Here is an 11825-nt window from a genome sequence, read left to right on the forward strand (position 1 = left end):
TGTGACAGATTGTTGGCAAATTGATGACAAAATAGTGAAAAGGTGGAGAAATAATGAAATTAACTGTAATTGGGTACTGGGGGGCATACCCTGCAAAAGGAAGTGCAACATCCTGTTATCTACTAGAAAAAGATGGGTTTAGCTGTCTATTGGATTGTGGTAGTGGTGCACTGTCTAGGCTTCAATTGTTTAAAGATGTGATGGATATTGATGCAGTTGTTTTATCTCATTATCATAACGATCATATCGCTGATATCGGTGTGTTACAGTACAGCTGGTTAGTTCAAAATTATATTAATAATACAGAAGAAATCTTACCTATCTATGGTCATGTAGAAGATAAACATGGATTTGAAAATCTAACACATAACTTTACTGAGGGAATACCTTACGATCCAGAAGGTACACTGAATGTGGGACCATTCTCATTTACTTTTATGAAAACTGAACATCCTGCCTCTTGCTATGCGATGCGTATAACTGATGGGGAAAAGACCATCGTCTATACGGCTGATTCTAGCTACACAAAGGATTTTATACCCTTTAGTGAAGCTGCTGATCTGTTAATAACAGATTGTAATTTTTATGAAGGTCAAGATGGAAATAAGCCAGGGCACATGACTAGTAAAGAAGGTGCAGAGATTGCAAGTAAGGCTGGTGTTAAACAGTTAGTGTTGAGTCATCATCCTCACTTTGGTAATCGAGCCGATTTATTGATACAGGCAAAAAAATATTTTGATGGAACAACTTATTTAGCAGAGGAAGGTCTGATTTGGGGAAATTAAAAGGATAACAAGTTCCATAAATTGCCTTGTTTTTAAGTTTATTTTATACTATCAAGTGTAGATAATTATTAAGGTTTTCTAGGAAGATGCAGACTATTGAAAGAATAAGACAAGCTTTAAAGGGAGATGTTATTGGATGAAATTTATTGATAACGAAGGAATTACCGATCCTCATATTAATCTGGCCATTGAAGAGTATATACTGAAAAACTTCGGTGAGGAAGATACATATTTATTATTTTACGTTAATGAACCATCAATTATTATTGGCAAAAACCAAAATTCTGTTGAAGAAATCAATACGAGCTATGTAGATTCTAACGGGATTCATGTAGTGCGTCGCCTATCGGGTGGTGGAGCCGTATATCATGATTTAGGCAATTTAAACTTTAGTTTTATTACCAAGGATGACGGCAATAGCTTTCAAAATTTTGCTAAATTTACCGAACCAGTTGTCAAAGCATTAAACAAATTAGGAGTGCCAGCAGAGCTTTCTGGAAGAAATGATTTAACTGCTAACGGTCGAAAGATTTCTGGTAATGCCCAGTTCACCACAAAGGGTCGTATGTTTAGTCATGGAACATTAATGTTTGATTCTGAAATTGAACATGTCGTTTCTGCTTTGAATGTGAATGCAGAAAAAATTAAATCGAAGGGAATTAAGTCAATTCGTAGTCGTGTTGCGAACATAACCGAATTTTTGGATGAAAAAATTTCAATTGAAGCATTTAAAGAACATATCCTGTGTTATGTTTTTGATGTAGAGGACGTGAAGGATGTCCCTCAATATAAGTTAACAGAACAAGATTGGAAAAATATCCACCAATTATCTAAAGAACGCTATCAACAATGGGATTGGAACTATGGGAAATCCCCAGCATTTAACATTCAACAATCGCACAAGTTTGACCATGGTTTAGTAGACGCTCGTCTAGATGTTGAAAAAGGAATTATTAAAAATTGTAAAATATATGGTGACTTTTTCGGTGTCGGTGACGTGAATGTGATTGAAGAAAGTCTTGCTAATGTTCGTTATGAGAGACAAGCAATAGAAGAGGCTTTGAGCGATTTAGATGTTCCACATTACTTAGGTAAAATTTCTAAAGAAGATTTCATTAACTTGATTTATTAATCATAGACTTTAATGTATATCCCTTGTCCATTGACAAGGGATTACCTGTATCAAATCCTCTGATAAATCTCTCCGGATTAAGAAAGTAAACCTGATTACCATATTGAAAAGAGGTTACGTATGAAGAAAATAGGATTTACTTACATCATCTATCTTATTTGTATATGGAATTACTTCTTGTTCTTTTACCCATTAGAGACCTTTAGTAATTCTAATTACGCTGCACTAGCCCACGCAGTGTTTTTTTCGAAACTGCCTTTAGAATGGATCTTGTTATATGGACTGATTAAGAGTAATTGGGCTTCTAAATGGGTTAGCTTTATTGAAACAATCACACGGTTTGAATGGTTAAAAACAATGTTATTCTCACTATTGCTTGTGCTTGGCTACGGTATAATTCGTTTACCGTTTAATTTAGTTTGGTTTTGGATCTCACATCGAGAAGGTACAAGCCTCCAGCCTTTGGGAGACTGGTTTTATGAAATGGGTTTAGATTTGTTTTTTTACTGGATTATGCTAACACTTGGCCTTATTGTCGTAAGGCTAGTAATTGACAGATTCAAAAGAACTTGGTGGTTAATCTTATGGTCACTTACACTGCCAATTGTGGTCTTCGTTGTCTATGTCCAACCAGTCTGGATTGATCCTCTGTATGAAGATTTTACTACCATGGAACAAGGTCCTCTTCGGACTGCAATTGAGGATTTTACTAATGAAGTGGGAATGGAAAATACAACTCTTTTACAAGTAAATATGAGTGAAAAAGTGACCACGTTTAATGCATATGTTACAGGAATCATGAGTAATGCACGAATTGTTCTTTGGGATACAACCCTACAAGGTATGGAACAAGATGAGATTTTATTTATTTTAGCCCATGAAATAGGACATTATGTAATGCATCATGTGTATATTGGGGTTGCAGGGTATTTAATTCTAAGCTTCGTATTGTTTTTTCTTGCAGCATTTATTTATGATCGTGTTTGGTTGAACGTAAGAAGGCAGAATAATTATAAGACAAAAAATGAATTAAAGGCACTGCCGTTATTGCTATTAATTCTATCAATGCTTCTAACTGTTTCTCAACCGATATCTAACTATGTATCCAGACAAATCGAAGTATCGGCAGATGAATATGCTATTGAACATACAGAAAATCTTGCTCCAGCAGTAGAGGGCTATTACAGGATGGCCACTCAATCTAGAAGTGACATTAATCCGGTATTTTGGGTCAAGTGGATGCGTTCCAGCCATCCCTCTATAAAAGAGAGGATTATGCGAGTGGAAAGAGAAATGGAAGAACGTGAAACGAATTAATCTGTATATTCGTAAAGGTAAGAGAGGTGATTTAGGGTGCTAAATGAATATCAAAAAAAGCTATTGAATGAAAAACAAAAAATGCGTGAATTTAACAGATTAGAAAGAGAAACCATTGGTTTGAAAACAGAATTAGATAAGCTAGCCGACAAAGAAAATGCTTATAAAAGAAAGTTGAATCAAGAACAGGTCGATGTAGAAAAACTAGAAGGATTAAGTATTACGGGGATATTTATTACTCTGGCTGGCAAAAAACTTGAACGTCTTGATAAGGAAAAACGTGAGGTTGTAGCTGCTCAACTAAAATGGCAAGAAGCTAGTGAGGCAAGACAAGATGTTGAAAAAGAGCTTGCTGATTTGGCAGAAAGAATGAATCGTCTGGGTAATCCAAAAGAAAAGTATGACGAATTTTTAAGGCAAAAGCAAGAGTATCTCCTCACAACTAGTCATGAAGATGGAGAACGAAGCTTTGAATTACTTAATAAAATTGCGGATTTAAATGCAGATAGTAAAGAAATTAACGAAGCGTTGGATGCAGGTTCACTCGCTTCTAAATCTTTATCTGATGCTAGGGAGTCACTGAATAAAGCTAAAAACTGGGGAACATTGGATATGTTTGGTGGTGGATTAATTTCTACATCTCTAAAGCATAGCAATATGGATACAGCGAGAGAAGAGGTACATCGGGCTCAAAAGCTTCTTAGGAAATTTTCTTATGAATTAGAGGACATTGGACATACGTTTCAGGTTGATCTCTCTATCTCGGGTGGATTAACCTTCATGGATTACTTTTTGATGGATTAATATCAGACTGGTTAGTTCAGGACAAAATTAATAATTCTACTGAGCAAGTTAAAAAAATACAAATAGAAATAGATAAAACGTTAAATCGACTAAAGCAATTGTTAAGTGAAACGAAGCAAACGATTAATGAACTGGATGAGAAGTGGAAACGCATTGTAGAAACGGCAGATTAAATAAGCATTAATCGCTAAACAGTATCAATTCATAGCATTGATACTGTTTAGCGATTAACAAAGTACCACTGCAAGTTTTGATTATTTTTTAGGTGATTTATGGGTAACTAAATATTCTTCATTGGTTATGAAGAAGGTTTGATCAGGGCGGTGATCAAGTAAATTTAACTTTTCGAGTTTATGCATACTTACTTTTTTGTATGGATCCCCGTTAATAATCGGTAATTCTTTAGTCTGCTGCATGTAATTATCAACAGCTTTTTGAATCATATCGATATCCAACGCAAGCTGATAATCTTTTTCTTCAAACAGCTCATATGTCTCGCGGGTCATATAATAAGTTTGTTGTGGAATTCCTTTTAAAATAGGAGCTAACAATTTGTAATCAAGAGTTAAATCTTCATTGATGATAATACTTAATGGGACTTCACTTGGTAATTGGTCACTATATTTATGAATTGCTTTTTGCAATTCGAATAATGGAATATCACGTGTTTCATATTCCGGTGGTGGTTTAGGTTGTTGTTTACTTTTTTTATTTTTCCCCCACATAATATACCCCCTTTGTTGCTCTACTATAGAAACTTATAATAATTCAAAGAATTCCTTGTCCTGGACACTATTAAACTTTTCTCGTGGATGTTACGCTTATGAATGTTTTATCACTAGATTATTTGAAAGTGTTAATTGAAAGCCCTTCCTTAATAAATATTATAACAAAAATAGCTTTTTGATAGGAGTAATTGTGACAATTTGTAGATATTTTCGTCCTTTTGCTATTAATTATTTCTATTATTTGGTAAATTGTTTTTAGGTCTTTTATTTTTCATTTAACAGTTTAGAAAGGGATGACATAATGTTAAATGAAATGAAAGTAAATCATGAAATAACCCCAGTGACATTAGCAGTGGTAGCCAAGGAGTTAGATGGTAGACAAGTTACTCAAATTCTAGAGGATGGTGAAGTTTTCTATGTGAAAAAATCTCCTGGTAAAGTAATTGATTTAGCTTGTAAGTTCTTTGGTAGTAGTTTGAAAGGCCGTCAAGATGGAACGCGCGATATATGTGGTATTACTCATAAAGCCCCAATTGCAATCGATCCTTCAAGTGGCATGTACTTTTTTCCAACCTCATCTCCGCAAAACCCTCAATGTGCTTGGATTGCACATTCTCACATTGATCAAATCATTAGGTCCTCAATTCAGGAAACTCAAATTATCTTTAAAAATGGACAATCAGTTACAGTAGAGGTTTCTCACGGTTCGTTGTTAAATCAAGTTCAACGTACAGCTCAGTACCGATACTTACTCGATAATCGTATCAAATATATTCTGAAAAGCAATGTGGACATGGTAGCCGAACCTTTTGCATGGAGAAATTGAAGCTTAAATAAAGCAGTTTTCTTAAAGATTGGTGTTATTTCACAAAATTTATAGATTCCGACGTAACTATCTAACATCCTTACGGTCTTTATGGGATTAGTACTATCTCGCCGCTGCGGAAAAACACTCCCTTTCCATGGGGAACGCCTCAGCCTCCTCGCTCGTAAAAAACACTCACTGCGGGGTCTTCAGACTGTTACTTTCCCATAGGACTAGAATTGACATCCAAGAATTTTCATCACACGAAGAAAATGTGTTCTTCATTTTCGAGGAGTGTCGTATTTTCCCTCCGCTTTGAGTAGCTTACTGTTCAAGGGTGGATAAAGTCCTTGAGACAATAAATTCATGGGTTTTACTACGGTTACTCGTCGCATGAAAACTTTTGTTACTTTTCACTCTATACATCACAATCAACCATTATAAGTATTTAGCTCTTGTTGGTTTAATGTAGTTATCAACCACAATACTATACTAACGCAGGAAATACACGGAGACTCCTGCGGGAGGGAATGGCATAGGTGAGACCCCACAGTGCGTAGCACGAGGAGGCTCAACAGCCACCCGCGGAAAGCGTAGTGTATTTCCGTAGTGGTGAAGAGTGTTGTATGTTACGCCGCATTTTATATCAAATGCGAAGATTAAACGCAACAAAACTTTATTAATAAAAGAGTACAATATTAAATTGAAAAGTAAAAGACCTAACAAATGTTTAAAACTTATGATTTTATAGAACAATAAGATTAATACATATATAGTTATACCCATATTGCTGACAACTAGAAAGGAGAATAACAAATTGGAACAAATTGTTAGCTTTTTTATCGAAAACAAATTTTTGGGTGTCGTTGCTGCTGTTATCTTAATTGCTGTAGCAATAGCAATTGTTAAATCATTGGTGAAGATTGCCGTAGTAGTCACAGTGATTGCAATAGTTATGGTTATATTTTTTGACTTTGAGCCCCAGGAAGTTATTGATAAGGGATCGGATTTAGCTAACTCGGGTAAAGGGTTATTTGAAGAAAACCTTAAACCAGTTTTTTTTCTAAATAACTTAACTCAGGAAGAATTTTTTATTAAAGAAGAAAACGGTGATACCATAATAGAAATTGAATCGTTAGGTGTAAGATATAACCTGAATGAATTAATGAACCAGCTAAGTTCTTCGGAACAAGAAGAATTAGAATCAATTGTTAAAAATGAGATTGAGAACAATAAAGAGCGCTAAAATAGCGCTCTTTATTGTTTACTTAAAAGGACTACTTTGCAGTGTATGAGGAATCCTTTGCCGAAGATAAACCATCTTGCATGAGTTCTTGTAATATATTTTCTACCTTTTTCCGGATGGTTGGGTTAAAATAGTTTCTTTTTTCTTCTCTTCCCCTACAAAGAAAAAGATAAGAAGAGAAAGAATCGTTTTTGTTTAAAGAAATAACTTGTATCTGTTTCTCTGCCATGCTTTTTCGTAAATGTCGACGTTCCGTTGTTGCTTGCTGCTCCATTTTATTGAGAAGTTCAAGGTAAGGTTCCTTGATCTTAAATGATGCTGTTCCTTTCTGGATACTATCAATATCTTGCTCAATGACAAGAATAGCCATGGACAGGAATAAAAAACGTGAAGATAACTCAAATTCTTCTTGGCTGAGATAACGCACTGTTTCCCCCCCTAAAACGAACGTGTGTTCTATTATACAATAAGTATATGGAATACAAAACAAAAAAATGTTAAATAAATAAATTTACTTTATAATTTGTATATAACCATAACTTTTTTTAAAAAATTCTGATGGTAAACAAATTATGTTGTTTACTTTAAAATAAAATAAGGAAAACTAATAGAAAAGTTAAAATGTAGGTACTTAAGGGGCTTGAAATATATGTATATCCTTAGCATAGATGTAGCAGAAATTAGAGAACTGATTGAAAGTAATGAATATAATGATGCTTTTCTGGAATTGTTGAAGAGTTATGAAAGTCTGGGACCATTAACAGGAATATTATTACCTTTTTTTGAAGCATTCTTTCCTTTTTTACCACTAGTAGTCTTTGTGATGACAAACGCGGCTGCTTATGGATTACTACAGGGCTTTTTACTTTCATGGATAGGCGCTAGTGCAGGGGCAATGTGTGTCTTTTTTATTGTTCGAAAACTGGGAGAAAAGCGATTTTTTAAATGGATTAGGAAAAATAAACAAGTGAAACGAGTAACGAATTGGTTAGAAAAACATGGATTTGGACCTCTATTCTTACTGATGTGCTTTCCTTTTTCTCCTTCTTCTATTATTAATGTAGTAGCAGGATTGTCTAAAATTAGCATTCAACAATTTGCTTTAGCTGTTCTGTTAGGTAAAACAGTAATGATTTTTACGATTTCATACATAGGTGATAGCATTATGTCCTTTGCCAAAAATCCGATAAAAACAATTGTTGTTGGAGTTTGTATCGCCCTTTTTTGGGCGATTGGTAAGTTTATTGAAAGACGCTTACAAAAAAGGGCTAATGCCCATAATAATGTACAAGCTAAAGACGATTAAAATATTTCCTAAGGGGTAAAATGTAAATAGATAGATTCCTTGGAGGAAAATGCCATGAAAAAAATAAAATATTGGGCCATTTTACGAACAGTTCTCATTGCTATTGTATTAGCTGTATTATTTCGTTCTTACTTGTTTGCTAGTTATGTGGTAGATGGTAAGTCGATGGAGCCAACCTTATATGATGGTAATTTACTAATGGTAAATAAAGTGATTTATGATTTACAACAAATTGATCGATTTGACGTGATTGTATTCCATGCTAATGAGGAAGAAGATTATGTGAAAAGGGTAATAGCCGAACCAGGAGATTATTTAGAATATAACAATGACCAATTGTATGTAAACGGAGAGTTAGTGGACGAAAGCTATTTAGAGCCTTTTCGAAAGAATGATGGCAAACCGCTAACTGCAGATTTCACATTGGAACAAGTGACAGGTGAACAACAAGTTCCTGAGGGAAAGTTATTTGTGTTGGGGGATAACCGAAGAGAAAGCTTAGACAGCAGATATTTTGGTTTTGTTGATGAAGCTTCTGTGGTAGGAAAAGTAGATATTAGATATTGGCCTGTTTCTCAAGTAGGTTTTCAATTTTTAAATTAAGGTATGAGCCATTAGGTTTATACCTTGTTTTTTGTGAACATATGGCAAAGCTATTTGAAGGACGGTAGATACGATTGAATATATTTATAAGACTTTTCGCAAAATTTTTACAATCGATAAAAATTGCGGCGCAACTTTGTGTGACTTTACCCCATCCTTTATAGTATGGGTGATCATCCATCGCTGCGAAAAAACACTCCCTTTCCACTGAAAATCCCGCAGGACTTGAATTATCTTCCTGAAACAACACCGCACGCAGAAAAAGTGTTTTTCTTTTTCAAGGAAGTGTATTCTTCCGAGGAAGTTGAAGCGTTGCCCGCGGAAAGCGACTGCTCGGAGCGAAATCACCATAGCAGTTACGTCGGAGTCTATGGATTTTGCGTAAAAAGTTAGAAGCAGCCATTATTAATAAATAGGGGTAATTAAACCAGAGTTTAAAATTAAAGTAAGAGAGAGAGTCAATTATTTGATACAAAAGTCTAAATGGTGTAGGTTAAAGAAAAATAGTAATTATTAGGAGATTATTAATGAAATGAAGAAAAATAAAAAGAAGTTTATTTATCTATTTTCAAGCGTGACTGTTTTAGTCATTGGATTAATAATCTGGAAGACAGGTAGTAATGTTGAAGAACCCGTTGAAATTAGCGAAGAAGAACTAGAAGAAATACAAGAAGAACAAGTGGATATACAAGCATCGAATGAAGAAAATTTTGAAAATGAAACAACTCCAGCAGACGAACTTAAAAAATATGAAACGATGAGCAATGATTCTATCCTTCAAGAAATCCATAAAATGACGCATCAAAAGGTTATGGCAAAACATAAGTGGGGTTCTGTTGAAATTACAAGACAGCGAGTCGAGAAAATATACGCTGAAATAGAAAAAAAAGAAGATTTTCAGAACCAGGCCGTTATATTAAATTTGCTATCTCCATGGTTAGAGGGGAACTTTGACAATGCAGTTGAAGTACACAACCAAGTTTGGTCTATTCAGGATGGAACAATTGGGAAAGCTAGTCGGTTACTAACCCCAGAGGAAGAGAGAGAATATATTAATAAACACTTTTGATGAGGCTATTTAGAAAAGGCCTCTTTTGAACTTAAACAAGAATATACAAAAGGGCGATAGAATATTTTAAAATAGTGTTTAAGATTAAATGGTGTGTTATTAAATAGTAAATGAGGAGATCTGTGATGGCTACAACAATTAAAGAATTAAAATGCTTGGAAGAAATAAAACAGGCATTTCCAGTCATGAAGCAGTTAAGAACTCATTTGGATCAAGAGACATATGTAGAGCTAGTCACAGAAGCTAGGGAAGTTGATCAGTATAAAATGTATGCGTTATTGGAGGACGATATCATTGTTGCTGTCATTGGCTTTAAACCAATGATTACACTTTATAATGGTAGATTTATTTGGGTATGCGATTTAGTAACAGATTCTGATAAGCAATCAAAGGGATACGGACAGAAACTACTATCCTATGTACACGACTGGGCTAAATTACATAACTATCATTGTGTATCATTATCATCTGGATTACAGAGAGAAGATGCCCATCGTTTTTATGAAGAAAAAATGGGGTACGATAAAGTAAGTTATGTATTTAAAACCAATTTGATATAGGACTTTTAAAAGGAGTTTAAAGGGGGAGTAGTTAATGATGAATTCATTCGCACTTCTTGGTATTTTTAATATTTTAATTTATTTGGGACTAGTAGTCTTTGGAATCTACGCAGTTATCACGATGTTAAATTTGATGAGAGAAAGAAACGAAACTCTAAAACAAATACGCGATGAACTATCTGAAATGAAATAAGGATTATCAAATAGAGGAATTATTTAAATAACCTAAACTACTGCTCCAAGTAGTTTAGGTTATTTAATTTGAATCAGGCAGTGTCCTGGAAAAGAAGCAAAGTCCTATAAATGAAATTGGGATTAGTATCATTACATAGGTAAATGGAATATAGGAAGCTAATGTAGAACCTAAACTCGCACCAATTAAAAGTGTGAAGGAATACACTGCTACAGCAGTAGACTTATGAGTTGTCGCATGTCTTCCTACAAGTAAAACAACGATAGGAATGGTTAGTGAAGTTGACGCAATCATCAGCAAGGAAGCGAATAGAGCGGTTGCAACGTTTAAGAAAATGATTGCAGGAATAAATCCTATTACCATAACCCCCAACTGAAAGGTTAATACATTTTTGGGGCCGAATCTTTTAATTAGATAACTGGCGAAAAATGCAGGTATGATGCCAATCAAACTAATCGTTCTGAATAGTTGTAAAGAAAATGGAAAATCTCTCCACTCAGTAAATATGAAAATTTCGAAGGATCCATAAAATAGCATAATCGTTAATAGTAGGAAAAACGTAATACTATAGAGTTTTCGTAATGATTGATGTCTGAAACATGATAAAATAGTAGAAAACAAATTATTTTGTCGAAAGACTTTTTTTGAAGAAGATGTTTGTAGAGTTAGAAATAAACCGATAAGAGAACTCAGATAAAAGAAGAAGAAAGCAACAAAGACTGCCTGGTACGTAAATAAGTTAGTAAAAAAGACCGAGGTTATTTGCCCGAAAACACCAGCAAATAGGAATCCGGTGTTGATCATAGCAATGACAACTGCTTGTAGTGAGCCTTCAAAGTGTTTGAAGCAGTAGGCAAATGTCACTGGTGCAAAACAAGCAGCTAAAATTCCTTGAAATATGCGAAGGAAAATTAAGCTGTTGATGGAGTTACTTAAGCTAAGTAATCCTGTAACTAAACATAAAAGGCCCATACCCACTAATAAGATATTACGTAAAGGTAGTCTGTCTGCTAATACACCAAATAAAAGAAGTCCAAAGGCATAGGGGAAAACAAATAGGGTACTAGATAGCGAGACATAACTTAACGAAACATCATACATTTCTGCTAACATCGGTTGTAGCGGGATCATCACATAGATACTACTAGCGATAAAGACAGAACAATAGATTAATGTACCTGCTGTAGTGATTTGTTTTGACATCATCTCACCCCACAATGAAGTAGCCTATGGTACTATATGAAAATTGCGTTATTATGTGCAAAGTAAAGGAGGTA

Annotated in this window: 14 protein-coding genes; 11 read left to right on the forward strand and 3 right to left on the reverse strand. The window is 34.5% G+C overall.

What is annotated here, in order from left to right:
* The first annotated feature begins 53 nt into the window (after positions 1-53).
* The 4 genes from GH741_RS16085 (at position 54) to GH741_RS16100 (ending at position 4038) form a co-directional block, all read left to right on the forward strand.
* Complete coding sequence (locus GH741_RS16085; protein WP_153737774.1) at positions 54-785, forward strand: MBL fold metallo-hydrolase; 732 nt, start codon at positions 54-56, stop codon at positions 783-785.
* Between the two features lie 136 nt (positions 786-921).
* Positions 922-1917: a lipoate--protein ligase gene (locus GH741_RS16090; protein ID WP_153737775.1), complete on the forward strand. Its 996-nt coding sequence runs from the start codon at positions 922-924 to the stop codon at positions 1915-1917.
* Between the two features lie 120 nt (positions 1918-2037).
* Complete coding sequence (locus GH741_RS16095; RefSeq protein WP_153737776.1) at positions 2038-3234, forward strand: M48 family metalloprotease; 1197 nt, start codon at positions 2038-2040, stop codon at positions 3232-3234.
* Between the two features lie 36 nt (positions 3235-3270).
* A complete protein-coding gene (locus GH741_RS16100; protein WP_205677347.1) occupies positions 3271-4038 on the forward strand; it encodes a hypothetical protein in 768 nt (255 codons plus the stop codon).
* A 254-nt stretch (positions 4039-4292) separates the two neighbouring features.
* On the opposite strand, the gene GH741_RS16105 is transcribed toward GH741_RS16100, so the two are convergent.
* Entirely contained in the window at positions 4293-4763 is a 471-nt protein-coding gene (locus tag GH741_RS16105; protein WP_153737778.1) for a DUF3939 domain-containing protein, read from the reverse strand.
* Between the two features lie 316 nt (positions 4764-5079).
* Here GH741_RS16105 and GH741_RS16110 point away from each other — a divergent pair, with 316 nt between their 5' ends.
* Both GH741_RS16110 and GH741_RS16115 read left to right on the forward strand, forming a co-directional pair.
* Positions 5080-5592: a competence protein ComK gene (locus GH741_RS16110; protein ID WP_153737821.1), complete on the forward strand. Its 513-nt coding sequence runs from the start codon at positions 5080-5082 to the stop codon at positions 5590-5592.
* 796 nt (positions 5593-6388) lie between these two features.
* Positions 6389-6817, forward strand: coding sequence for a hypothetical protein (locus GH741_RS16115; RefSeq protein WP_153737779.1), 429 nt, complete (start codon positions 6389-6391; stop codon positions 6815-6817).
* Between the two features lie 31 nt (positions 6818-6848).
* On the opposite strand, the gene GH741_RS16120 is transcribed toward GH741_RS16115, so the two are convergent.
* Positions 6849-7244 carry a YhjD family protein gene (locus GH741_RS16120; RefSeq protein ID WP_338079518.1) on the reverse strand — a complete coding sequence of 132 codons (396 nt, stop codon included), beginning with the start codon at positions 7242-7244 and terminating at the stop codon, positions 6849-6851.
* 222 nt (positions 7245-7466) lie between these two features.
* On the opposite strand from GH741_RS16120, the gene GH741_RS16125 reads away from it, so the two are divergent.
* The 5 genes from GH741_RS16125 to GH741_RS21665 all read left to right on the forward strand — a co-directional run bounded on the left by GH741_RS16125 (position 7467) and on the right by GH741_RS21665 (position 10548).
* Positions 7467-8123 carry a TVP38/TMEM64 family protein gene (locus GH741_RS16125; protein WP_153737780.1) on the forward strand — a complete coding sequence of 219 codons (657 nt, stop codon included), beginning with the start codon at positions 7467-7469 and terminating at the stop codon, positions 8121-8123.
* A gap of 54 nt (positions 8124-8177) precedes the next feature.
* Positions 8178-8726 carry a signal peptidase I gene (gene lepB, locus GH741_RS16130; RefSeq protein ID WP_153737781.1) on the forward strand — a complete coding sequence of 183 codons (549 nt, stop codon included), beginning with the start codon at positions 8178-8180 and terminating at the stop codon, positions 8724-8726.
* 532 nt (positions 8727-9258) lie between these two features.
* Positions 9259-9795: a DUF6241 domain-containing protein gene (locus GH741_RS16135; RefSeq protein WP_153737782.1), complete on the forward strand. Its 537-nt coding sequence runs from the start codon at positions 9259-9261 to the stop codon at positions 9793-9795.
* A 125-nt stretch (positions 9796-9920) separates the two neighbouring features.
* On the forward strand, positions 9921-10355 hold the full coding sequence (locus tag GH741_RS16140) for a GNAT family N-acetyltransferase (protein WP_153737783.1): 435 nt from the start codon (positions 9921-9923) through the stop codon (positions 10353-10355).
* Positions 10356-10389: 34 nt separating this feature from the next.
* Positions 10390-10548 (forward strand): hypothetical protein, encoded by a 159-nt coding sequence (locus GH741_RS21665; RefSeq protein ID WP_170287650.1) that lies wholly within the window; start codon positions 10390-10392, stop codon positions 10546-10548.
* A gap of 63 nt (positions 10549-10611) precedes the next feature.
* On the opposite strand, the gene GH741_RS16145 is transcribed toward GH741_RS21665, so the two are convergent.
* Positions 10612-11751: an MFS transporter gene (locus tag GH741_RS16145; RefSeq protein WP_170287651.1), complete on the reverse strand. Its 1140-nt coding sequence runs from the start codon at positions 11749-11751 to the stop codon at positions 10612-10614.
* Positions 11752-11825 lie beyond the last annotated feature (74 nt).

The sequence above is a fragment of the Aquibacillus halophilus genome (genome assembly GCF_009649745.1).
GTDB lineage: Bacteria > Bacillota > Bacilli > Bacillales > Amphibacillaceae > Aquibacillus > Aquibacillus halophilus.